The following is a 22,914-nucleotide window of genomic DNA, read 5'->3' as shown; positions in this document are numbered from 1 at the left end:
GAGGGACGCACGACTCTCGGGGTCGCATCCGAGCCCCTCACGGTCGGGCCGCAGGCATGGCGAACGGGTCGGGAGGCGCGACGCGGCATGGCGAACGGTGAGCACAGGCGAACGCCCGAAGCCCTGGAAGCGGGGCACAGCGACGGACCCGGGGCGCGGATCGGAGCGGCCCGCGTCGCCCTCTGGCTGTTCGCCGCCGTCCTGGCCGCCCGGCAGGCGGCCGTCGTCCTGCACACCCCCGAGGATGAGCGCCTCACCGACCTGGAGACCTGGCTCGGGCCGCGCGGCGTCCTGCACGCCAAGGGCTCCCTCTACGACGCGGACCGGTTCACCGGCACCCCCTTCACCGGCACCCCCTTCGCCGGCCTCGTCCTCAAGCCCCTCGCCCGCGCCGGTGAGCAGGCCCTCGGCTGGGCCTGGACCTTCGGCACCCTCGGCCTCGTCGTCGTGCTCGGCCTGGTGGCCGCCCGCGCCCTGCCGCGGCCGGTCTCCCGCCGCACCGCGCTCCTCGCCGCCCCCGCGGCGATCAGCCTGCTCATCCTGTCGCTGCCCGTGCGCAACACCCTGCACCTCGGGCAGACCAGCGTCCTCCCGGTCCTGCTGGTGTTCCTCGGCCTCTTCGCCGTGCGCGGCGAACGGACCGGCGGGCTCCTGACCGGCGTCGGCGCGGCGCTGCAGCCGGCCCTGCTGCTCTTCGCCGCGCTGCTGTGGTGCACCGGCCGCGGGAAGGCCGCCGCCGCCACCGGCGCGGGCTTCGCCCTGTGCACGGCGCTCGCCTGGGCCGCGCTGCCGCACGACTCGTGGACGTACTGGTTCCACCACCTCGCGGGAGCGGGCCCCGGCGCGCACCCCGACGCCGACGCCAACCAGTCGCTGCACGGCATGCTGCTCCGCCTCGGCCTGCGGGGCCCTCTGGAGATCGGCCTCTTCCTGGCCCTCGGCGCCGCCGTCGCCTGCGTCGGCCTGCGCCGCGCCGTGCGCTGCGCCAAGGACGGACAGCTGCTCCTCGCCGTCGCGATCACCGGCTGCGTGGCGGTCGCGGTGTCACCGGCCGGCTGGCGGCACCAGCTCCTGTGGGTGCTCTTCACGGCGGTCGGCCGGGTCGGCGGGCGCCGGTCCGACCGGTACGTGTGGCCGGTGGCCGTCGTCCTCGTGTCGACGCTGCCCGCCCAGATGATGCTGCCGAACATGCCGGTCACCGAGCCGGTCCGCGACAACCTCGTGCTGATCACGGCGCTCGCCGCCGCCGTCGCCGTGCCGTTCCTGTCCCGCGCGGATCCGCGGTACCAGAACCCCGTCCCCACGGAGTACGCCGCTCCGGTCCCCGCCCGCCTGCGCCGGGTGCCGCTGATCCCGTTCTGGCGGCGGGCCCTCACCCGCCCGAACCTGCTGCTCGAACTGCTCCTGATCCGCGTCGGCTACTCCGCCTACCAGCAGGTCAGGCTCGCCGCGACCGGCGGCACGATCTCCGGGGGCCGCGCCACCGCCGAGCACCACGGCGAGCAGATCCACGCGCTCGAACGGTTCCTGCGCATCGACGTCGAGCACCGGGTCAACCACGCGGTGGTGCGGGCGGGTTGGCCGGAGGAGTTCTTCGACTTCTACTACACGTCGTTCCACTTCGTGGTGCCGCTCAGCGTCCTCGCCGTCCTGTACCTGCGCCGCCCGGCCGAGTACCGCTGGGCGCGCTCCGCGCTCGGCTTCGCGACCGTCCTCGCCCTCATCGGCTTCTGGGCCTACCCGCTCGCCCCGCCCCGCCTCATGCCCGACCTCGGCTTCGTCGACACCGTGCACGGCGTGCAGGACTTCACCAAGCCGAACTACGGCACCCTGACCGACCTGACCAACCAGTACGCGGCCATGCCCTCGCTGCACTTCGGCTGGTCCCTGTGGTGCGGCCTGGTCATCGCCGTCCTCGCCCCGAAGGGGTGGATCAAGGCGCTCGGGCTGCTGCACCCGCTCCTGACGCTCTCCGCGATCGTGGCGACCGGCAACCACTGGGTGCTCGACGCGGTGGGCGGCGCGGCCGTCGTCGGCGCCGGCTTCGGCCTCACCTACCTGCTGTCCGGGCCCCGCGCGAGCCGCCCCCGCGAGGCCGTCGCCGGGGCGCGGGCACCGCAGGTCACCGGCACGACGAAGGGCGCGGCGAAGGACCGTAGCCCGAGCTGATCCGGTACATGCCGGGCCGGGGCACCGACAGGCGCGTGAACTCGCCGTGCCGCTCCAGGCAGGCGCCCTCGGTCCGCAGCCACGGCGAGTACACGAGGCGCACCGTCACCGCGCCCCGCTCGGGCACGCGCACCACGACATCGGAGTCCGTGCCGCGCACCACGGAGGCGGGCCCGGAGACCAGCGGCACCGCGTCCTTCACCCGGAAGATCCGCCAGTTCGCGTCCTGCCACACCGCCTCCAGCCACTCGGGCTCCCGCGCCACCAGCTCCGCCTCCTCCTCGGCGAACCCGTCCGGCTCACCCGAGGGCAGTACGACGTATGCGACCGCCCACTTGTCCAGCCAGGCCCGGTAGGTGGCCGCCGAGAACGTCCCGTCGTAGAAGAGGCGCCCGCGCTCGATGTCGAGCTGGCGGTTCCAGCCGCGCGCCAGGTTCACGTGCGGGGCGAGCGCCGCCGCCTCGCGGTGGTTGCGGGCCGGGACCACCTCGACACGGGACCGGTCGGCGCCCAGCCGCTCCAGCTCCCGCACCACACCGTGCGTCTCGGCCGCCCAGCGCGGCACCTTCGTGGAGACCACGAGGTCGTCGGCGGTCTTCTGCGCCACCCACGCCGAGGAGAGCACCAGGGCCGCCGCGAGGACGGCCCGCCGCAGCCGCCCGAGCCCGGACGCGAGCAGTGCCGCGAGCAGCACGGCGGGGCCGACCAGCTCGGCGAGGCGCTCGACGTTCGTACCGATGGGGGACGGGATGAGGTAGGTGAGCACGGTTCCGGCCGCGTACACGCCCGCGCCCCAGCGGAGCACCCGCCACGTGCGCGGGGCCGCGAGGACGAGGGCGAGGGAGAAGAGCACGGGCGGGAAGATCCGGTCGAAGGGCATCAGATGCTCGCCGGAGAAGGGGAAGAGCAGGGTCGTGCCCGCCACCACCAGGACGGGCGGCGTGCTGAGCGCGGCCGTGCGCGGCCAGTCGCGCACGAGGCAGTAGCCGCCGCCCGCGACCAGCAGGAAGAGGCCCGCCACGGGGGACGCCATGGTGGCGAGGGCCGCGCACGCCGCGGCGAGGGCCGTGCGCCGCTCCCGTACGAGAGCGAGGCAGGCCGCGAAGGCGAGGACGAGGCCGAGCGCGAACGTCGTACGCCCCGACGCGACGTTGCACCACACGCCGAACGAGGCGAGCACCGCGGGCCCGAGGGGCCGGCGGACGCCGGTGCGCTCGATGAGGGCGGCGGCCAGCCAGGCGCCCGCGATCCCGGAGAGCACCGTCACCGTCCGCACCCCGAGCAGGGCCATCAGGTGGGGCGAGAGCAGGCTGTAGTTGGCGGTGTGCATGCCGCCGTACCAGAAGAGGCCGTACGCGGCCGTGCCGTGCTCGGCGGCGAACCGTGCCCAGGCCTCCTGGGCGGCGAGGTCCCCGCCGCCCGTCGCGAGGAACGCCGCCCACACCGCGTACAGGGGAAGGGTGGGGGCGGTGGCGAGCAGCGGGACGCGGTGCCGCCTGCCGAACGCCCGGAACGACGACTGCCGCGGCGTCCGCGCGGTGGGCCTGCTGTCGGACGGGACGATCGGGAAGTCGGCGAAGACCACGGCCACCGTTTCCGTTCGAGGTCTTGGAGAGGCGAGGCTGAGAGCCAGGTTCACTTCTCCGGACGCGTCCCGCAACGCGGACGTTGGCCCGTGCGTCAGCCGGTGCTGACCCGCAGCTCCTTGACCCCGTTGAGCCAGGCCGAGCGGAGCCTGCGCGGGTCGCCGGTCAGCCGGAGGCCCGGCATGGCGTCGGCGATCGCGTGGAAGATGAGGTCGATCTCCAGGACCGCGAGGGACTTGCCGAGGCAGAAGTGCGGGCCGCCGCCCCCGAAGCCGAGGTGCGGGTTGGGGTCGCGGGTGATGTCGAAGACGTCCGGGTCCTCGAAGACGCCGGGGTCGTGGTTGGCGGAGGAGTAGAAGAGGCCGACCCGGTCGCCCCGCCTGATCGTGGCGCCGCCCAGCTCCGTGTCCTGTGTCGCGGTGCGCTGGAAGGCGACGACCGGGGTCGCCCAGCGCACGATCTCCTCGGCGGCGGTGGCGGGGCGCTCGCGCTTGTACAGCTCCCACTGGCCGGGGTGGGTGAGGAAGGCGTGCATGCCGTGGGTGATGGCGTTGCGGGTGGTCTCGTTGCCGGCCACCGCGAGCAGGATGACGAAGAAGCCGAACTCGTCGCCCGCGAGGTTCCCCTCGTCCTCGGCCGCCACCAGTTGGCTGACGATGTCCTTGGCCGGGCACTCCTTGCGGGCCGCGGCGAGGTTCATCGCGTAGGAGACGATCTCCATGGCCGCCTCGGCGCCGATCTCCTCGGTGATGGCGTACTCCGGGTCGTCGTACCCCGCCATCTTGTTGGACCAGTCGAAGATCTTCGTGCGGTCCTCCTGGGGGACGCCGATCAGCTCGGCGATCGCCTGGAGCGGCAGCTCGACGGCGACGTTCGTCACGAAGTCGAAGGAGCCGTCCGGGCCCGCGGTCTCCAGGGCCGCCGCGACGATGGAGCGGGCGCGCTCGCGCAGGGCGTCCTCCAGCGAGCGTATGGCGCGGGGCGTGAAGCCGCGCTGCACGATCTGCCGGACCCGGGTGTGCTCGGGCGGGTCCATGTTGAGCATGATCAGCTTCTGGGCGTCGATCTGGTCGCGGCCGATCCTCTCGTTGAAGCGGATGACCGCCGTGTTGAGATGGGAGGAGAACAACTCCGGGCGCGTGGAGACGTACTTGACGTCCTCGTGCCGCGTGACGGCCCAGTAGCCCGCGTCGTCGAAGCCGGAGACGCGGGGCCGCTGGGCGATCCAGCGCACCGGTTCCGTCTGCCGCAGCCGTGCGAACTCCGGGAGGGGCACGCGGTCCTGGAGCAGGTCGGGGTCGGTGAAGTCGAACCCGTCGGGAAGCGCTGGACAGGTCATCGGCAACTCCAGTGTCGACAGGTAGCTGATGGGCCGTCAGGAGACTTGGCCCGCAACGTAGTAACGGGTTCTACAAGTGGCAAGGCTCATGGCCGGACAGTTTGCGTACGGGTACCGGGCAAGGTGCGTGCAAGACCCTTGCGGCGCCGGGGCTCCGCTCAGCAGACTGCTGGGGAGAACTAGAACGCGTACTAGTTCCTCTCGCGAGCCGCCGGGACGGCTCGCGGGACATGGACGGAGAGGACCAGCCCCATGGCCGCGGAACCTGTCATCGTCGAAGCCGTACGCACCCCCATCGGCAAGCGCGCGGGCGCGCTCGCCAACCTCCACCCCGCCTATCTGCTCGGGGAGACCTACCGCGAACTCCTCGGCCGCACCGGCATCCACGCCGACTGCGTCGAGCAGATCGTCGGCGGCACGGTGACGCACGCCGGGGAGCAGTCGATGAACCCGGCGCGCACGGCCTGGCTCACCATGGGGCTTCCGTACGAGACGGCGGCGACGACGGTGGACTGCCAGTGCGGCTCCTCGCAGCAGGCCGCCCACCTGGTCGCCAACATGGTGGCGGCCGGCGTCATCGACGTGGGGATCAGCTGCGGGGTCGAGGCGATGTCGCGGGTGCCGCTGGGGTCGGGGTCCAAGCACGGGCCGGGCAAGCCGTTCCCCGACGAGTGGAACGTCGACCTGCCGAACCAGTTCGAGGCCGCCGAACGCATCGCGCGCAAGCGCGGGCTGACCCGGGAGAACGTGGACTCGCTCGGCCTCATCTCGCAGGAGCGGGCGGCCACCGCCTGGTCCGAGGAGCGCTTCAAGCGCGAGACGTTCGCCGTGCAGGTGCCCACCACCGAGGAGGAGCAGGCCGCGGGGCAGGGCATGTGGCGGCTCGTCGACCGGGACGAGGGGCTGCGCGACACGTCGATGGAGGCGCTCGGCGGGCTCAAGCCGGTCATGCCGACCGCCGTGCACACCGCCGGGAACTCCTCGCAGATATCGGACGGCGCGGCCGCCCTCATGTGGGCGTCCAAGCGGATGGCGCGGGCCCTGAAGCTGAAGCCGCGGGCGCGGATCGTGGCGCAGGCGCTGGTCGGCGCCGACCCGCACTTCCATCTGGACGGGCCGATCGACGCGACGCGGGCCGTCCTCGGCAAGGCCGGGATGTCCCTGAAGGACATCGACATCGTGGAGATCAACGAGGCGTTCGCGTCGGTGGTGCTGAGCTGGGCGCAGGTCTTCGGGCAGGACCTGGAGAAGGTCAACGTGAACGGCGGGGCGATCGCGCTGGGGCATCCGGTGGGGGCCACCGGGGCGCGGCTCATCACCACGGCCCTGCATGAGCTGGAGCGGCGGGACAAGGAGTTCGCGCTGGTGACGATGTGTGCGGGGGGTGCGGTGGCTACGGGGACGATCTTGCAGCGGTTGTAGGGGGCGGGGCGTCTTGGTGGGGCGGGGCGGTGTCTGGGCGGGGTGCGGGTGCGGGGGTGATGGGGTGCGGGTCGGTGTGGGGCGTGCGGGTCGTGTGGGGGCGCGCATCGGGTGTGTGGGTGGGCGGGGCCGCGCCGGTATGTCCGTCCTCGCTATCGCCTGCGGCGCCCCCTGGTGCTTCGGGGCTCGGTGGGTGTGCTTGCTGTGCTCCGGGCGGACATACCGGCACGTCCCCTCGCGTCTCGATGGCGGCCGTCCGCCGTCGGGGGCGTTCCCTCGCGGGTGGGGGTACGAAAAAGGCGGCGCCCCCCGGGTGGGGAGTGCCGCCTCTTTGGGCCGGGTCAGTACCAGCCGTTGGCCTGCCAGTGGCTCCAGGCGCCGACGGGGCTGCCGTAGCGGTCGTTCATGTAGTCGAGGCCCCACTTGATCTGGGTCTCCGGGTTGGTCTTCCAGTCCGCGCCCGCCGAAGCCATCTTCGAGGCGGGCAGCGCCTGGACCAGGCCGTAGGCGCCGGAGGAGGAGTTCGTCGCGCTGACGTTCCAGCCGCTCTCATGCGAGACGATCTTGTCGAACGCGGCGAACTGCGCCGGGTCGGAGATCAGCTTCTTCGCGATGGCCTTGGCGGACGTCGGGGCGGCGGCGGGAGCGGCGGCCTTCGCGGTGGTCGGGGTGGCTGCCTGGGCCGGTGCCGCGGCGAAGACCATGCCGGTGGCGGCTGCGGCGACGATGCCGCCGGTGATGGCCTTCTTCGGGGAAGCGATGCGGCGGATGAGCGAGGCGGACACAGAGGACCTTCCGGTGGGGGATGGGGGAGTCGCGGCACGCCGTGAAACGTGGGGGACATGCGAGGGCGCCGAGTCCCGTGGGGGGCGTCGGCGCCTTGCGACTCATCCAGAGAAACAGGCCGGGAAGCCCGCCGCAATGCCCCCCTTTACTAGTGGAAGTCGCACCCCCGCCGAATGTCCCCTCTGTGACGTGGCTCTCAATCCCCAGGTCAGGCCGGTGATTGATGCGTGTACGTCAAGTCCGAAAGGTACGGCCCCGCGTAGTAGAGGACCTAGGTCCTGTGGGCCGCCTCACGCATCCGCGCCGCCGATGTCACGCAGTGCTCAACTTCCCCTACGGCTTGGGGGCCTCGAATGTGACCGGCGCCTCGAAAGCCGCCCGCCGCGTGGCCCGCCGCAGCGCCTTCAGGACGGCCGGCCCGAGCGCGAGGCTCAGGACGACCGTCACCACGGCCCGCGGCAGGTCCCAGCCCAGCGACGTGGCCAGGCAGTACGCGACGAAGCGGGCCAGGTTCTCCGCAAGGGGGTCGCCGGGCACGAAGGAGACACCGGTGGCCAGGCCGCCGAGGTAGGGCCAGCCCTGGAGGTTCATGACCGTGCCGTACAGGACCGAGGCCACCGCTCCATAGGCGGCCAGCAGCCACAGCTCCCCGCGGCCCCGCAGCGTGCCGGCGCCCGGCAGCAGCCCCGCGCCCATGCAGACCCACCCCATCGACAGCATCTGGAAGGGCATCCACGGCCCGACGCCCCCGGTGAGCAGCGCCGAGGCGAACATCGACACCGCCCCGAGCACGAACCCGAAGCCGGGGCCCAGCACCCGCCCGCTCAGCACCATCAGGAAGAACATGGGCTCGATGCCCGCCGTGCCCGCGCCCAGCGGCCGCAGCGCCGCCCCCGCCGCGGCCAGCACGCCCAGCATGGCGATGGCCTTGGCGTCCAGGCCGACGTCCGCGATGGTCGCCACGACCACGGCGAGCAGCAGCGGCAGCAGCGCCGCGAAGAGCCAGGGGGCGTCCCCCGCGTGCGTACCGATCCCCGAGTCGCCGTCCGCGAGCAGCGGCCACCCGAACGCGGCCACCCCCACCGCGCTGACCAGCGCGAGCGCCACGATCGAACGGGGGCCGAGGCGGACGGGCCGGGCCTGCGGCGCGGCGTTCACGATGCGTCCCCCGCCGCGCCCAGCGCCTCACGCACCTGCGCCACCGTCAGCCACTCCCGCGGCGCCAGGATCTTGGTGACCTGGGGTGCGAAGGAGGGCGAGGACACCACGATCTGCGGGGTCGGGCCGTCCGCGACGACCTCGCCGTCCGCGAGGATCACCACCCGGTGGGCGATCTCGGCGGCCAGCTCCACGTCGTGCGTGGCCAGCACGATCGCGTGGCCCTCGGCGGCGAGGCCCCGCAGGATCGTGACCAGGCGGGCCTTGGCCGCGTAGTCCAGGCCGCGGGTCGGCTCGTCAAGGAGCAGAAGGGGAGGGCGCGCGGTCAGCACGATCGCCAGGGCGAGCGCGAGCCGCTGGCCCTCGGAGAGGTCCCGGGGGTGCGTGTCGTCCGCGATGCCCGGCAGCAGCTCGCTCACCAGGGCGCGGCACGTGCCGGGCGCGGCGTCCGCGTCCCGGTCGGCGGCGGCGCACTCGGCGGTCACGGTGTCCGCGTAGAGCAGGTCGCGCGGTTCCTGGGGGACCAGGCCGACGTGCCGGACCAGCTCGCGCGGGGCGGTGCGGTGCGGGACGGCGCCGCCGACGCGGACGGTGCCCGAGGTGGGTTCGAGGAGGCCGACCAGGGTGGACAGGAGCGTGGACTTCCCGGCGCCGTTGCGGCCCATGAGGGCGACCGTCTCCCCGGGCGTCACGGTCAGGTCGACGCGGCGCAGCGCCTCGACGCGGCCGCGCCGCACGGCGAGGCGTTCGACGCGCGCCGCCGCCGTCCTGTCGGTGCCGTCCGTACGTTCCTTGCGCAGCCGGGGCCACCGGCCGGACGGCCGCTCCACGGGGCGTACGGCCGTCTCCTCCTGGCGCGGCGTATGGTCCGCGAGCCGCTCCCGCAGCGCGCCCGCCCTGCGCCGCGCGTCCCGCACGGTCAGCGGCAGCGGCGACCAGCCCGCGAGACGCCCGAGCGCGACCACCGGCGGACAGACGGGGGAGCGCGCCATCAGCTCCGCCGGGTCGCCGAGCTCCGGCGGCTCGCCCGGCGCCGCGAGCAGCAGCAGCTGATCCGCGTACTGCACGACCCGTTCGAGCCGGTGCTCGGCCATCAGCACCGTCGTGCCCAGGTCGTGGACGAGCCGCTGGAGCACCGCGAGGACCTCCTCGGCGGCGGCCGGGTCGAGCGCGGAGGTCGGCTCGTCCAGGACGAGGACCCGGGGGTGAGGGGTGAGGACCGAGCCGATCGCGACGCGCTGGCGCTGGCCCCCGGAGAGCGTCGCGATGGGGCGGTCGCGCAGGTCGGCGAGGCCGAGCAGGTCGAGGGTCTCCTCGACCCGGCGGCGCATCACGGCGGGCGCGAGACCGAGCGACTCCATGCCGTATGCCAGCTCGTCCTCGACGGTGTCCGTCACGAAGTGGGCGAGGGGGTCCTGGCCCACCGTGCCGACGACGTCGGCGAGTTCGCGCGGCTTGTGGGTACGGGTGTCGCGGCCCGCCACGGTCACCCGGCCGCGCAGGGTGCCGCCCGTGAAGTGCGGCACGAGACCGCTGACCGTGCCGAGCAGTGTCGACTTGCCGACCCCGGACGGGCCGACGAGCAGCACCAGTTCCCCCTCGGGGACGGTGAGGTCGACGCCCCGGACGGTGGGCCCCGCAGCGCCCTCGTACGTCACGGAGACGTCCTCGAAGCGGATCATGAGGTCTCCTTGGCTGATACGGGGGATGCGGGCGATACGGGGGAGGGAAGCGCCGGGGTCGGAGGTGCCGGCGCCACGAAGGCCGGCAGCAGTCCGAGGAGCACCGCCAGCGCGGGCCACAGCGGCAGCGCGGGCGCGATCAGCGGTACGACGCCGGGGTGCAGGGCCGCCGGGTCGGACGACGCGGCCCAGATCACCAGGCCCGCCACGGCGATCCCCGACCCGGAGACCAGCCAGGCCCGCACACCCCACCGGTCGGGCCGGTAGCGGGTGCGCACGGCACGTCGGCCCCCCAGCCGCAGCCCCGCGAGCGCCGCCAGCAGCCCGGCCACCAGCGCGGGCACGCCGTACGAGCCGCCCTGCGCGGTCAGCAGTCCGTACGTCCCCACGCAGACGCCCATCAGGCCGCCCAGCGTCAGCACGGCGATGGCCCTGCGCACGCCCGCGGGCACGGCGGCGCTGCGGCCGAAGCCCCGCGCGTCCATGGCGGCGGCCAGCGACACCGACCGCTCCAAGGCGCCCTCCAGGACCGGCAGGCCCACCTGGAGCAGCCCCCGCACCCCCTTGTCGGAGCGCCCCCGCAGCCGCCGCGCTGACCGCAGCCGCTGCACGTCCGCGATGAGGTTCGGCGCGAAGGTCATCGCCACCACGACGGCGACCCCGACCTCGTACAACGCGCCCGGCAGCGACTTCAGCAGCCGCGAAGGGCTCGCCAGGGCGTTCGCCGCGCCGACACAGATCAGCAGGCCGGCCAGTCTGATCCCGTCGTAGAGCGCGAAGAGCACGCCCTCCGCCGTGACCCGGCCGCCGATGCGCACACCCTTGGCCCAGTCGGGCAGCGGGACCTCCGGCAGCGTCACCAGGACGTGCGTGCCCGGGATCGGCGAGCCGAGCACGATCGCGAAGACCAGCCGGATGCCGATGACGAGCAGCGCCAGCTTCACGAACGCGCCGTACGACTTCGCCCACGGCGCCGCAGTCCGGCGCGCCGCCACCACATAGCCCGCGACGCCGATCAGCAGCGCGATCAGCAGCGGGTTCGTCGTCCGGGACGCGGCGGTGCCGAGCCCGAGCGCCCACACCCACCAGGCGCCCGGGTGCAGGGCGTTGCTCCGGTGCGCCTCGGGGGCGCGGCGGCGGCTCAGGAGGCCGCCCGCGCGGGCATGGCCGGTCAGGTCCCTCATCGTGCTGTCCGTGTCCGAGTCCGGTGCCGCGTCAGCCGCGACGGCGCCGGGTCTGCCAGAACGCGGCGCCGCCGAGCGCCGCCACCACGGCGATCCCGGCGATCAGGCCCACGGAGGGCCCGCCGCCGCCCTGGTCCTGGTGCTCCTTCTCCCCGGCGCGGGAGCGGTCCGTCCCGTCCGCGGAGACCTGCTCGCCGCAGCCCGACTTCGGGTAGCCGTCGATGGCGCAGAGCAGCGCCTTGCTGTCGTAGCGCAGCGGCGCGGCGACCGAGGCGAGCGCCTCCGCGCTGGTGGCGTCCCGCGCGACCCGCGCGCAGGCCACCCGCCGTGCGGGCGGCGACTCACCGCGCGGGGCGTCCTCGCGCCTACCGAAGTCGAGGACGAGAGCCACCCGCTTGCGGCCGTCCCGGGCGGGCGTCTTCGCGCAGATGTCGGAGAAGTCCGCCGCTCCGCGCGGCTTGGCGGCGTCCTGGGAGTTCGCCGAGACCGCGAAGCGGAACCCCTGCACGGCACCGTCCTCGGGGCGGGCGGTGCCGGGGCCCTGAGTGGCGTACGTCCAGGTGTCGCCGTCCCGGTCCCAGAACGACCAGTAGCGGTAGCCGGCGGCCGGGGAGGGCGCGGCGGCGAGGACGCACAGCAGCGCGGCGAGCAGCGCCCCGACCGCCGTGCGCCCGCGCCACCCCTGGCCCCGAGTCCGGCCCGTCCGGCCCCGCGTCACGGCTGCTGCTTCTTGCGGTTGGCGCTGTACAGGAAGCCGATGCCGATGCCGGCGACCATGCCGACGCCGATGATCCACCAGATGCTGACGCCGCCGTCCTCCTTCTTCTCGTCGGAGTCGGCGTCCGCGGCGGAGTCCGACGCGGAGCCCTTCTCCGGCGGCGGGCCCTGGGCGGTCAGCCGCTCGACGAGGTCGGCGCCGCCGAAGTCACGGGGGTCCAGGCCGGCCGCGCGGGCGGCGAAGACGAGCTGGGCGTAGGCGGCGGGGCCGGACTGCTTCGCCCAGGCCGCGGAGTTCTTCGCGAGCCACTCGGCGGACTTACCGGCCTGCTCGCTCTGCCCGGCGGCGGCGAGGGCGACCACGGCGTCGGCGGTGTTGCCCTGGTCCGGCTGGTCCTTTGCGCCCGGCATGGCGGACATGAGGTGGTCCTCGTGCTTGCCGAGCAGCTTCAGCAGAAAGCCCGTGCCGTTGCTCGCGGCCTGCGAGGCGGTGTCCGGCTTCGCGCACTTGGGGGCCTCGCCCGCGGCCTTCTTGCCCGGCGTCACGACGAGGCCCTTGCCGAGGCTGCCGAGCACACCGGCCGCGGTGGCGTCCGCGTTCGGCGAGAGCTTGCCGGACTTGGCGTCGGCGAGACCGAAGGCGCCGCCGCCCTTGGCGCAGTCCATGGCGAGCTTCGGCAGCGCGTCGTAGGCCGACTTGCCCTTCTGCGACTTCACGTCCGCGGGGTTCTCCCCGGCCGCGGCGAGGGCACCGACGACGATGCCGGTGGAGTTGGCGTCGGAGGGCAGGCCCGGGTTGTAGCCCCAGCCGCCGTCCTGGTTCTGCACGGACTTCAGCCAGGCCACGCCCTTGTCGACCGTCTTGGCCAGGCTCTTGTCCTGTCCCTTGTCCTGGCTCTTGTCGTCGCCGCCGCGGGCGGCGAGGGCCTGTACGGCGGCGGCGGTGGAGTTGCTGTCGACCGGCGTCTTGGAGTTGCACGGCTCGCTCGCGTCGGCGCGGTAGGCGGCGAAGCCACCACTCGCGCACTGCTGCCCGGTCAGCCAGGTCACGGCCTTCTGGGCGGGCCGGACACCCGCGGTGTCCAGGGCGAGCAGGGCGTACGACTGCCGGAAGACGCCGTCGAACTTCGGGTCCGACTTGCCGTACAGGCCCGAGGGGAGCGCGGTCGAGGGCGACGGGGCGTCGTCCGCGAAGGCGGCCGGTGCGGCGGCCGAGCCGAACACGGCGACGGCGGCCAGGACCGCTGCGCTGCGGCGAACGTTCATGATGCGGCGGGTTGCCTCTCCCTGCGGGGAGCGGGGCGGCACGGACCGTGCGGGCACGGCTTCCGGGCGGCTCCGGCTCCGTATACCTCGACGGTGCCGCTCATCGGGGGTCCCGATGAAGCGAGCCGGTCACGGTTCCGCGCCGGGCCTTCCGGCTTACCGCCGAGCGGTATGCGGAATGGGGCCTCCCCTGCTCGAACCAAGCCGAGAGCTCGGGGAAGGGCCAGCGCCGGATTTACACCGGCTTCCCCCTGCGCGGACGTGAGGACGACCCGGTCACTCTACCGGCCGGTCGGCGCGCGCCCCCGGTCACACCGCCACGTACGTCACCGGGTCGCTGCCCGCCACCGCCTCCACCCGCCCGAGCTTCACCAGGCGCCGGACATGGGCCTCGGCCTCCGAGACCGCGATGGTGCGCGAGCCGTGGGGGATCTCGGCCCAGGGGCGGTTCCACTCCATGCGCGCGGCGAGGTCCCAGGGGGTGAGGGGTTCGGAGAGGAGGGCGAGCAGGCCGGTCAGGCGTTCTTCGTGGTGGGCCAGGATTTCCCGGACGCGGGCCGGGGCGTCGGTGAACGCGTGCTGGTGGGCGGGCAGCACCTCGGCCGGGTCGAGGCGGCCGACGCGCTCCAGGGAGTCCAGGTAGTCGCCAATGGGGTCTCCCCTGGTCGAGCGGAGCCGAGAGCTTGGGGAAGGGTCGGTGACCGTGTCGTCGTCCGGGTCCTCGTACAGGCCGATGTGCGGGGTGATGCCGGGCAGCAGGTGGTCGCCGGAGAAGAGGCGGCCGGTGCCGCGCAGTCCCGCCGGGTGGGCCTCCTCCAGGTGCAGGCAGACGTGGCCGGGGGTGTGGCCGGGCGTCCAGACGGCGCGCAGGCGGCGGCCCGGCAGGTCCAGCAGCTCGCCGGGGGCGATCCCGCGGTCGGGCAGGGCCGGGTCGAGGCCGGGCAGTCGGCTCGGGCGGCCCGCGTCCCGGGCGCCCAGGAGCGGCGCGACGTGCTCGGCGGGGGCGCCCGCCGCGGTGAGCTTCGCGGCCAGGTAGCCGTACCAGCGCTCGGGCGGGTTGGCGCGGGTGCGGCGCACGACGGAGGCGTCCGCCTCGTGCATCGCGATCCACGCCCCGGACGCCTCGCGGACCCGCGCGGACAGGCCGTGGTGGTCGGGGTGGTGGTGCGTGATGACCACACCGCGTACGTCCTCGACGGCGACGCCGCACAGACCGAGCCCGGTGGTCAGCGTGGACCAGGAGGCGGGGTCGTCCCAGCCGGTGTCGATCAGGACCGGGCCGTCGTCGGTGTCCAGGAGGTGGACGAGGGTGCAGCCGAGGGGGTTGTCGGGGATCGGGACCTTGACGCTCCAGACACCACCGCCGTGTGCGATCACCGGCGGTTCGGTCACCTGCGGGGTGGTCATGGGCGCCTCGTCTCTCGTCGGCGGATGCCCACTATAACTAGAACTGGTTTCAATGGCTGCCCAAGTCCGCCGAATCCTGGCGCAGTTGGCGGCGGGCGGTTCGGCGCGTGGACTCCTCGAACTGGAACTGGTATCAGTTCTGAAACAACGTCAGGAAGCAGCGCCAGGAAGCAGCGTCGGAAAGCCCCCGCAGGAGGCAGTCAGCCATGACGGAGCTCGTGGAACACGGACAGCTGTTCATCGGCGGGGAGTTGGTGGACCCGCTCGGCAAGGACGTCATCGACGTCGTCTCCCCGCACACCGGCCAGGTCTTCGCCCGCGTGCCGCACGCCGCCCCCGCCGACGTGGACCGCGCCGTCGCCGCCGCGCGCACGGCGTTCGACGAGGGCCCCTGGCCGCGCATGTCCCTCGACGAGCGGATCGAGGTCGTCACCAGGATCAAGGACGGCTTCGCGGTGCGCCACGAGGAGATCGCCCGCGTCATCAGCTCCGAGAACGGCACCCCGTACACCTCCAGCGTGATGGTGCAGGCCCTCGCCGCGATGATGGTGTGGGACGCCGCGCTCACCGTCGCCCGCGACTTCCGGTACGAGGAGAGCCGCGACGGAATCCTCGGGAAGCTGCTCGTGCGCCGCGAGCCGGTGGGTGTCGTCGCTGCCGTCGTGCCCTGGAACGTCCCGCAGTTCACCGCCGCCGCCAAGCTCGCCCCCGCGCTGCTCGCCGGCTGCCCGGTGGTCCTGAAGACCTCGCCCGAGGCGCCGCTCGACGCGTACGTCCTCGCGGAGATCGCCGCGGCGGCGGGCCTGCCGGAAGGCGTGCTCTCCATCATCTCGGCCGACCGCGAGGTCAGCGAGTACCTCGTCGGGCACCCCGGCGTCGACAAGGTGTCCTTCACCGGGTCCGTCGCCGCGGGCAAGCGCGTCATGGAGGTCGCCGCCCGCAACCTCACCCGCGTCACCCTGGAACTCGGCGGCAAGTCGGCCGCCGTGGTCCTGCCCGACGCCGACGCGGCGGGCGCCGTCGCCGGCATCGTGCCGTTCGCCTGGATGATCAACGGCCAGGCGTGCGTGGCCCAGAGCCGCATCCTCGTGCCGCGCACCCGCTACGACGAGTTCGCCGACGCCTTCGCCGCCGCCGCGTCCGCGCTCAAGGTCGGCGACCCGATGGACCCCGCGACCGAACTCGGCCCGCTCGTCGCCGAGCGGCAGCAGCGGCGCTCCCTGGACTACATCCGCATCGGCCAGGAGGAGGGCGCCAAGATCCTCGCGGGCGGCGGCCGTCCCCCCGGGCTCGACCAGGGCTGGTACGTCGAACCGACCCTCTTCGGCGACGTCGACAACTCCATGCGCATCGCCCGCGAGGAGATCTTCGGCCCCGTCATCTGCCTGCTTCCGTACGGCGACGAGGAGGAGGCCGTCCGGATCGCCAACGACTCCGACTACGGCCTGAGCGGCAGCGTCTGGACCGCCGACGTGGAGCGCGGCATCGACGTCGCCCGCCGGGTGCGCACCGGAACGTACTCCGTGAACACCTTCAGCCTCGACATGCTCGGCCCCTTTGGCGGCTACAAGAACTCCGGACTCGGCCGCGAGTTCGGGCCCGAGGGGTACGGCGAGTTCTTCGAGCACAAGATGATCCACCTGCCCGCCGGCCATGAGGGGAGTGGCGCCTGATGGGCGACCGCTGGCACGTCGAGGTCGACCGGTCGGTCTGCATCGGCTCGGGCATGTGCGTGAGCACCGCGCCCGGCGCCTTCGCCCTGGACTCCGCCCGGCAGTCCCGCCCCGCGGCGCCCGAGCGGGACGCCGACGAGCGGGTCCTGGAGGCCGCCGAGGGCTGCCCGGTCGAGGCGATCACCCTCACGCTGGCCGACAGCGGGGAGGCCGTGTTCCCGCCCGAGGAGTGAGGCCCGGGCGCGGGTGTCAGGCGCGGGGCGTGGCCGTGAGGTCGATGAGGCGGCAGACGGTCTCGATGTCGATCTTCACCTGGGCGATCGACGCCCGCCCCGACAGCCAGGTGATCAGCGCGGAGTGCCAGGTGTGCTCGATGACCCGCACGGCGGAGAGCTGCTGCGCGCTCGGCGGCTCCGGCAGGCCCATCGCGTCCAGGATGATCGCCGTCGTCAGCCGCGAGACCGTGTCGACCTCTGGGCTCACCGAGCGGTCGGCGAAGGTCAGGGCGCGCACCATCGCGTCCGCCAGGTGCGGTTCGCGCTGGAGGGCGCGGAAGGCCCGCATCAGCGTCTCGGCGACCCGCTCGGCGGCTGTCTCACCGCCCGGCGGGCGCTTGCGGATCGTGGTGTGCATGTGCTGGAGCTGGTCCTGCATGGTCGCCACCAGCAGGTGCACCTTGGAGGGGAAGTAGCGGTAGAGGGTGCCGAGGGCGACGCCCGCCGCCTCGGCGACCTCGCGCATCTGCACGGCGTCGAAGCCGCCGCGGCTGGCCAGTTGCGCGCTGGCGTGCAGGATGCGGCGCCGGCGCGCCTCCTGGCGCTCCGTGAGGGGCGGCGTCGCAGGGTTCGCCGCCTTGGCCTCCGCTGTCATGTCGATGCCCCTTTGGAAATCGCCTCCCGAGATCGCACAGCATGGCAGGGAGCATGTCGTGGCGCGAATCACCTGATCCGGGCCTTACAGCTCGCCTACCTGCCGGTAGATTCAGAGCGCGTTCGGCGATCACTCAGCGATCACTCGGCGATCAAGTCTGAAACTTGTTCTAGGTTACCGTCCCGGCGTAACCTCGCGGACAACTGCACGGAGAAGGGGGCCGAGAGTGACCGCTGAGGCCATGGAGGCGGGCCCCCGCAAGGGCTCCGACGCCGACGGCGACCGACCGCTGCGCATCGCCCTCCTCACGTACAAGGGGAACCCGTTCTGCGGGGGCCAGGGTGTCTACGTACGCCATCTCTCGCGCGAACTGGCCCGGCTCGGCCACAGCGTCGAGGTCATCGGCTCGCAGCCCTACCCCGTCCTCGACGAGGGCGAGGGCTTGGAGGGCCTCCGGCTCACCGAACTGCCGAGCCTGGACCTCTACCGCTCCCCGGACCCCTTCCGCACGCCCAGGCGCGACGAGTACCGCGACTGGATCGACGCGCTCGAAGTGGCGACCATGTGGACCGGTGGCTTCCCCGAGCCCGTCACGTTCAGCCTGCGCGCCCGGCGCCATCTGCGGGCCCGGCGCGGCGACTTCGACGTCGTGCACGACAACCAGACCCTCGGCTACGGCCTGTTGGGCGACCTCGGCGCGCCCCTGGTCACCACCATCCACCACCCCATCACCGTCGACCGGCAGCTGGAGCTGGACGCCGCGCCCGACCTCAAGCGGCGTCTGTCCGTCCGCCGCTGGTACGCCTTCACCCGCATGCAGAAGCGCGTCGCGCGCCGCCTCCCGTCCATCCTCACCGTCTCCGGCTCCTCCCGCCAGGAGATCATCGACCACCTCGGGGTGCGCGAGGACCGCGTCGACGTCGTCCACATCGGCGCCGACACCGGCCTCTTCTCGCCCGACCCGGCCGTGCCCGAGGTGCCGGGCCGCATCGTGACGACCTCCAGCGCCGATGTCCCGCTCAAGGGTCTGGTCCACCTCGTCGAGGCGCTCGCCAAGGTCCGCGCCGAGCACCCCGGCGCCCACCTCGTCGTCGTCGGCAAGCGCGCCGAGGACGGACCCGTCGCCCAGGCCATCGAGCGCTACGGCCTCGCGGGCTCCGTCGAGTTCGTCAAGGGCATCACCGACGCCGAACTGGTCGACCTCGTCCGCTCCGCGCAGGTCGCCTGCGTCCCTTCGCTGTACGAGGGGTTCTCCCTCCCCGCGGCCGAGGCCATGGCGACCGGCACGCCGCTCGTCGCGACCACCGGCGGCGCGATCCCGGAGGTCGCGGGCCCCGACGGCGAGACGTGCCTCGCGGTGCCGCCGGGTGACGCGGGCGCGCTGGCCACCGCCCTGAACCGGCTCCTCGGCGACCGCGAGCTGCGCGCCCGCCTCGGCCACGCGGGCCGCGAGCGCGTCCTGCGGAAGTTCACCTGGGCGCAGGCCGCCAAGGGAACGGCCGACCGTTACCGCGAGGCCATCCGCCGCTCCGCCGCCACGAACCCCGGCCGCACCGCGGCCACTCCGACGCACTCCGGGAGCCATCGCTGATGCTGACCGTCGACTTCACCCGCTTCCCGCTCGCCGCGGGCGACCGCGTCCTCGATCTGGGGTGCGGCGCGGGCCGGCACGCCTTCGAGTGCTACCGGCGCGGCGCGCGGGTGGTGGCCCTCGACCGGAACGCCGAGGAGATCCGCGAGGTCGCCAAGTGGTTCGCCGCGATGAAGGAGGCGGGCGAGGCCCCGGCGGGCGCGACCGCCACCGCGATGGAGGGGGACGCGCTCAACCTCCCCTTCCCCGACGCGTCGTTCGACGTCGTGATCATCTCCGAGGTCATGGAGCACATCCCCGACGACAAGGGCGTCCTCGCCGAGATGGTCCGCGTCCTCAAGCCCGGCGGCCGCATCGCCGTCACCGTCCCGCGCTACGGCCCCGAGAGGGTCTGCTGGGCGCTCAGTGACGCGTACCACGAGGTCGAGGGCGGCCACATCCGCATCTACAAGGCCGACGAACTCCTCGCCAGGATGCGGGAGTCGGGCCTCAAGCCGTACGGCACGCACCACGCGCACGCGCTGCACGCCCCGTACTGGTGGCTGAAGTGCGCGTTCGGCGTCGACAACGACAAGGCGCTGCCCGTGCGGGCGTACCACAAGCTGCTCGTCTGGGACATCATGAAGAAGCCCCTCGCCACGCGCGTCGCCGAGCGGCTGCTCAACCCCGTCGTCGGCAAGAGCTTCGTGGCGTACGCGACCAAGCCGCACCCGCCCGTGGGCGCAGCGGACGCCGACGCCGCGGTGGCCGCCAAGTGACGAGCCCCGAACGGACCGAACACCTCATCCTGCCCGGTGTTCTGACGGCCGATCAGGCGACGGCGACGGTACGCGGCATCCTCGCCGTCCAGCGCGAGGACGGCGCCATCCCGTGGTTCCGCGGACACCACCTCGACCCGTGGGACCACACCGAGGCCGCCATGGCCCTGGACGCCGCCGGCGAGCACGCCGCCGCCGGGCGCGCCTACGACTGGCTGGCCCGCCACCAGAACCCGGACGGCTCCTGGTACGCCGCGTACACCGACGGCGAGCCGCACGACGTCACCGACCGGAGCCGCGAGACCAACTTCTGCGCCTACCTCGCCGTCGGCGTCTGGCACCACTACCTCGCCACCGGCGACGAGGCGTTCCTGGACCGCATGTGGCCCGCCGTGTTCGCCGCCGTCGAGTTCGTCCTCGCGCTCCAGCAGCCCGGCGGGCAGATCGGCTGGAAGCGGGAGGCCGACGGCACCCCCGTCACCGACGCGCTGCTCACCGGCTGCTCCTCGATCCACCAGGCGCTGCGCTGCGCCCTCGCCGTCGCCGAGCAGCGCGGGGAGCCGCAGCCCGACTGGGAGCTGGCGGCCGGCGCCCTCGCGCACGCCATCGGCCACCACCCCGAGCGGTTCCTCGACAAGAACCGCTACTCGATGGACTGGTACTACCCCGTCCTCGGCGGCGCGCTGACCGGCGAGGCGGCCAAGGCGCGCATCGAGGAGGGCTGGGACCGCTTCGTGGTGCCGGGCCTCGGTGTGCGCTGCGTCGTCCCGAACAACTGGGTCACCGGCGGTGAGAGCGCCGAACTGGCCCTCGCCCTGTGGATGGTGGGGGAGTCGGACCGCGCCCTGGAGATCCTCCAGTCCATCCAGCACCTGCGCGACCCGGAAAGCGGCCTGTACTGGACGGGGTACGTCTTCGACGACAAGGCGGTCTGGCCCGAGGAGCTGACCACCTGGACGGCGGGCTCCCTGCTCCTCGCGGTGGCGGCGCTCGGCGGCGACGAGGCGACCTGCGCGGTCTTCTCCGGCGACCGGCTGCCGCGGGGCCTCGCCCCGGAGTGCTGCGGCTGACGCTTCGCTGAGGTGCGGGGTGGACCTGCGGGCCCGATGTGGCTGGGCGCGCAGGTCCCCGCGCCCCTTTGGGGGCGCCTCCCCGCGGCGCGTTTTTCAGTACCTGCGCAGGCGGCCCGCGATCGCGTGGCCCACCAGCAGGTACACGACCGCCGCGAGGCCGTAGCCCGCGACGACCCTGGCCCACGCCTCGTCGAAGGTGAACAGGTCATGGGACCACCCCGCGAGCCAGCGGGCCACGTCATGGACGAACTGGACGAGGTCGTTGGCGCGATTGGCGTCCAGGAGGTACATCAGAATCCACAGCCCGAGGATCAGGGCCATGACATCCGCGATGACCACGATGATCTGCGCTGCGCTGCTGCCGCGTGTGCGTCGACCTGGGGACATGGGAGCCGGGTACCGGGTTCGCGCCCGCCGAAACCCGTACGGGCCCGCCCCGGTGGCGATCCCTCCCGGCCGGGGTGACGCTGCGGGGAGGACCGCTCACCCCTGGAGGCCGCTGCCGTGCCCAGCCCCGTATCCGTCCGCCGTGCCGGAGTCTCCCTCACCCTGTGCTGCACCCTGCTCGTCGGAGCGACGGCCTGCGGCAGCGACGACAAGGACAGCGCGGCAACGCCCTCCGGCACCAGCACCGCCGAGAAGCAGAAGTTCGCCAAGACCCGCTTCGTCGCCAACGCGGGGCTCGCCGCGGGCGCCACGTACCAGTGGATCGTGAAGCCGTTCCGCGCGGGCAAGTTCAAGAAGGGCGCGAACGGCCGGACCACGGCACTGGTCAAGGCGGGCCTCGCGGGCGCGTTCACGTACAACCGGCTGAAGGCGGCGACGAAGAACGCCCAGGGGGACCCGACCCTCGCCAAGGCGGTGGCCCCCCTGACCGCAGGCATCGACTCCCTGAAGGACCTGCCCGCCAAACTCCGCAAGGGCGAGTCGACGGACTCGATCGTGAACTCCTTCGACGGCGTCATCAACTCCGTGAAGGACGCGGGCAAGGGCGCGGGGGCGGAGGTCAAGGACAAGGTGCCGTCGGCCGGTGAGCTGAAAAAGGGCTAGGCGCCGCCTAGGAGTTGAGGTCGGCGAGGACGCGCAGCGTGTGCGGGTCCGGCGCGAGGAGCAGCAGGTCGGTGACCGGGCCCGCGCGCCACAGCTCCAGCCGCTCGGCGACACGTCCGCGCGGGCCGACCAGGGAGATCTCGTCGGCGAAGGCGTCCGGCACCGCGCGCACGGCCTCCTCCCCGCGGCCCGCGAGGAACAGTTCCTGGACGCGCCGCGCCTCCTCCTCGTACCCCATGCGGGCCATCAGGTCGGCGTGGAAGTTGCGGGTGGCGTGCCCCATGCCGCCGATGTAGAAGCCGAGCATGGCCTTGACGGGGAGCAGGCCCTCGGCGACGTCGTCGCAGACCTTCGCCCGCGCCATCGGGGCGATCGTGAAGCCCTCCCGCAGGCCGTCGAGCGAGGCCTCGTACACGTCCGTGCGCGTCGGCGACCAGCACAGCGGCAGCCAGCCGTCCGCGATCCGCGTCGTCTGCGCGATGTTCTTCGGCCCCTCCGCGCCGAGCAGGACCGGCAGGTCGGCCCGGAGCGGATGCGTGATCGGCTTGAGCGGCCTGCCGAGGCCGGTGCCGTCCTCGCCCCGGTAGGGGTGGGCGTGGAAGCGGCCGGCGACCTCCACCGGGCCCTCGCGGCGCAGCACCTGGCGGACGACCTCGACGTACTCCCGGGTCGCGGTCAGCGGCGACTTCGGGAAGGGCCGCCCGTACCAGCCCTCCACCACCTGCGGCCCCGACAGGCCGAGGCCGAGCATCATCCGGCCGCCGGAGAGGTGGTCGAGGGTGAGGGCGTGCATGGCGGTGGTGACGGGGGAGCGCGCCGCCATCTGCGCGACGGCCGTGCCGAGCCTGATCCGTGAGGTCCGCGCGGCGATCCAGGTCAGCGGCGTGAAGGCGTCCGAGCCCCAGGCCTCGGCGGTCCACACCGAGTCGTAGCCGAGCCGTTCGGCCTCCTGGGCGAGGGCGAGGTGGCCGGGGTCGGGGCCGCGCCCCCAGTAGCCGAGTGCGAGCCCGAGCCTCATCGCATGCCCCCTGGTTGCTGACGACCTGTCAGTTGCCTGTCGGCGGGTGACTGTACGACAACGGCCCCCCGCCCGGAAGGGCGAGGGGCCGCGAGGTGCCGTGGGGGTCAGCCGCGCTGAATCCCCGTGGTGTCCTGGAGAACGCCGCGGCGGCCGTCCTGCGTC

At 73.4% G+C, this 22,914-nt stretch carries 20 protein-coding genes; 8 read left to right on the top strand and 12 right to left on the bottom strand.

What is annotated here, in order from left to right; genetic code table 11:
* Nucleotides 1-87 precede the first annotated feature (87 nt).
* Nucleotides 88-2,169, top strand: coding sequence for a bifunctional glycosyltransferase 87/phosphatase PAP2 family protein (locus J2N69_RS10325; RefSeq protein WP_230900468.1), 2,082 nt, complete (start codon nt 88-90; stop codon nt 2,167-2,169).
* Here the strand turns inward: J2N69_RS10325 and J2N69_RS10320 are convergent.
* Both J2N69_RS10320 and J2N69_RS10315 read right to left on the bottom strand, forming a co-directional pair.
* On the bottom strand, nt 2,123-3,760 hold the full coding sequence (locus J2N69_RS10320; RefSeq protein ID WP_408056698.1) for a hypothetical protein: 1,638 nt from the start codon (nt 3,758-3,760) through the stop codon (nt 2,123-2,125). The two genes, J2N69_RS10325 and J2N69_RS10320, sit on opposite strands and share 47 nt — an antisense overlap.
* 89 nt (nt 3,761-3,849) lie before the next feature.
* Nucleotides 3,850-5,094, bottom strand: a complete 1,245-nt coding sequence (locus tag J2N69_RS10315) for a cytochrome P450 (protein WP_230900467.1) — start codon at nt 5,092-5,094, stop codon at nt 3,850-3,852.
* A 252-nt stretch (nt 5,095-5,346) separates the two neighbouring features.
* On the opposite strand from J2N69_RS10315, the gene J2N69_RS10310 reads away from it, so the two are divergent.
* The gene (locus J2N69_RS10310; protein ID WP_127912499.1) at nt 5,347-6,516 is read left to right on the top strand and encodes a steroid 3-ketoacyl-CoA thiolase; all 1,170 of its coding nucleotides are present in this window, start codon (nt 5,347-5,349) and stop codon (nt 6,514-6,516) included.
* 341 nt (nt 6,517-6,857) lie between these two features.
* Here the strand turns inward: J2N69_RS10310 and J2N69_RS10305 are convergent, their stop codons facing one another.
* The 7 genes from J2N69_RS10305 to J2N69_RS10275 all read right to left on the bottom strand — a co-directional run bounded on the left by J2N69_RS10305 (nt 6,858) and on the right by J2N69_RS10275 (nt 14,716).
* Nucleotides 6,858-7,301: an aggregation-promoting factor C-terminal-like domain-containing protein gene (locus tag J2N69_RS10305; RefSeq protein WP_230900466.1), complete on the bottom strand. Its 444-nt coding sequence runs from the start codon at nt 7,299-7,301 to the stop codon at nt 6,858-6,860.
* A gap of 334 nt (nt 7,302-7,635) precedes the next feature.
* Nucleotides 7,636-8,460 carry an ECF transporter S component gene (locus J2N69_RS10300; RefSeq protein WP_230900465.1) on the bottom strand — a complete coding sequence of 275 codons (825 nt, stop codon included), beginning with the start codon at nt 8,458-8,460 and terminating at the stop codon, nt 7,636-7,638.
* A complete protein-coding gene (locus tag J2N69_RS10295; RefSeq protein ID WP_230900464.1) occupies nt 8,457-10,142 on the bottom strand; it encodes an ABC transporter ATP-binding protein in 1,686 nt (561 codons plus the stop codon). Before J2N69_RS10295 ends, J2N69_RS10300 begins: the two co-directional genes overlap by 4 nt.
* Nucleotides 10,139-11,326 carry an energy-coupling factor transporter transmembrane component T gene (locus tag J2N69_RS10290; protein WP_230900463.1) on the bottom strand — a complete coding sequence of 396 codons (1,188 nt, stop codon included), beginning with the start codon at nt 11,324-11,326 and terminating at the stop codon, nt 10,139-10,141. The genes J2N69_RS10295 and J2N69_RS10290 overlap by 4 nt, the downstream gene beginning before the upstream one ends.
* A gap of 31 nt (nt 11,327-11,357) precedes the next feature.
* Nucleotides 11,358-12,044 (bottom strand): SCO2322 family protein, encoded by a 687-nt coding sequence (locus tag J2N69_RS10285; RefSeq protein ID WP_408056697.1) that lies wholly within the window; start codon nt 12,042-12,044, stop codon nt 11,358-11,360.
* The gene (locus J2N69_RS10280; RefSeq protein WP_230900462.1) at nt 12,041-13,309 is read right to left on the bottom strand and encodes a prenyltransferase/squalene oxidase repeat-containing protein; all 1,269 of its coding nucleotides are present in this window, start codon (nt 13,307-13,309) and stop codon (nt 12,041-12,043) included. The genes J2N69_RS10285 and J2N69_RS10280 overlap by 4 nt, the downstream gene beginning before the upstream one ends.
* Before the next feature lie 309 nt (nt 13,310-13,618).
* Nucleotides 13,619-14,716 carry an MBL fold metallo-hydrolase gene (locus J2N69_RS10275; protein WP_230900461.1) on the bottom strand — a complete coding sequence of 366 codons (1,098 nt, stop codon included), beginning with the start codon at nt 14,714-14,716 and terminating at the stop codon, nt 13,619-13,621.
* A gap of 206 nt (nt 14,717-14,922) precedes the next feature.
* On the opposite strand from J2N69_RS10275, the gene J2N69_RS10270 reads away from it, so the two are divergent.
* Both J2N69_RS10270 and J2N69_RS10265 read left to right on the top strand, forming a co-directional pair.
* Complete coding sequence (locus tag J2N69_RS10270; RefSeq protein WP_230900460.1) at nt 14,923-16,389, top strand: aldehyde dehydrogenase; 1,467 nt, start codon at nt 14,923-14,925, stop codon at nt 16,387-16,389.
* Nucleotides 16,389-16,622: a ferredoxin gene (locus J2N69_RS10265; RefSeq protein WP_230900459.1), complete on the top strand. Its 234-nt coding sequence runs from the start codon at nt 16,389-16,391 to the stop codon at nt 16,620-16,622. The genes J2N69_RS10270 and J2N69_RS10265 overlap by 1 nt, the downstream gene beginning before the upstream one ends.
* A gap of 16 nt (nt 16,623-16,638) precedes the next feature.
* Here the strand turns inward: J2N69_RS10265 and J2N69_RS10260 are convergent, their stop codons facing one another.
* Nucleotides 16,639-17,259, bottom strand: a complete 621-nt coding sequence (locus J2N69_RS10260; RefSeq protein ID WP_230900458.1) for a TetR family transcriptional regulator — start codon at nt 17,257-17,259, stop codon at nt 16,639-16,641.
* Between the two features lie 226 nt (nt 17,260-17,485).
* Here J2N69_RS10260 and J2N69_RS10255 point away from each other — a divergent pair, with 226 nt between their 5' ends.
* The 3 genes from J2N69_RS10255 to J2N69_RS10245 are packed head-to-tail and all read left to right on the top strand — an operon-like array spanning nt 17,486 to nt 20,678.
* The gene (locus J2N69_RS10255; RefSeq protein WP_230900457.1) at nt 17,486-18,850 is read left to right on the top strand and encodes a glycosyltransferase family 4 protein; all 1,365 of its coding nucleotides are present in this window, start codon (nt 17,486-17,488) and stop codon (nt 18,848-18,850) included.
* A complete protein-coding gene (locus tag J2N69_RS10250; RefSeq protein WP_230900456.1) occupies nt 18,850-19,608 on the top strand; it encodes a class I SAM-dependent methyltransferase in 759 nt (252 codons plus the stop codon). The genes J2N69_RS10255 and J2N69_RS10250 overlap by 1 nt, the downstream gene beginning before the upstream one ends.
* Nucleotides 19,605-20,678, top strand: coding sequence for a prenyltransferase (locus tag J2N69_RS10245; protein WP_230900455.1), 1,074 nt, complete (start codon nt 19,605-19,607; stop codon nt 20,676-20,678). Before J2N69_RS10250 ends, J2N69_RS10245 begins: the two co-directional genes overlap by 4 nt.
* A 96-nt stretch (nt 20,679-20,774) precedes the next feature.
* Here J2N69_RS10245 and J2N69_RS10240 read toward each other — a convergent pair whose 3' ends face one another.
* Nucleotides 20,775-21,068, bottom strand: coding sequence for a hypothetical protein (locus tag J2N69_RS10240; protein ID WP_230900454.1), 294 nt, complete (start codon nt 21,066-21,068; stop codon nt 20,775-20,777).
* 117 nt (nt 21,069-21,185) lie between these two features.
* Here J2N69_RS10240 and J2N69_RS10235 point away from each other — a divergent pair, with 117 nt between their 5' ends.
* A complete protein-coding gene (locus J2N69_RS10235; RefSeq protein WP_127908650.1) occupies nt 21,186-21,731 on the top strand; it encodes a hypothetical protein in 546 nt (181 codons plus the stop codon).
* Between the two features lie 7 nt (nt 21,732-21,738).
* Here the strand turns inward: J2N69_RS10235 and J2N69_RS10230 are convergent, their stop codons facing one another.
* Nucleotides 21,739-22,749, bottom strand: a complete 1,011-nt coding sequence (locus J2N69_RS10230; RefSeq protein WP_230900453.1) for an LLM class F420-dependent oxidoreductase — start codon at nt 22,747-22,749, stop codon at nt 21,739-21,741.
* Nucleotides 22,750-22,914 lie beyond the last annotated feature (165 nt).

It is taken from the genome of Streptomyces huasconensis (assembly GCF_021028635.1).
Classification (GTDB): Bacteria; Actinomycetota; Actinomycetes; order Streptomycetales; family Streptomycetaceae; genus Streptomyces; species Streptomyces huasconensis.
Note: the sequence above shows the minus strand (reverse complement) of the source record. Positions and strands in the feature narration are given on the sequence as shown.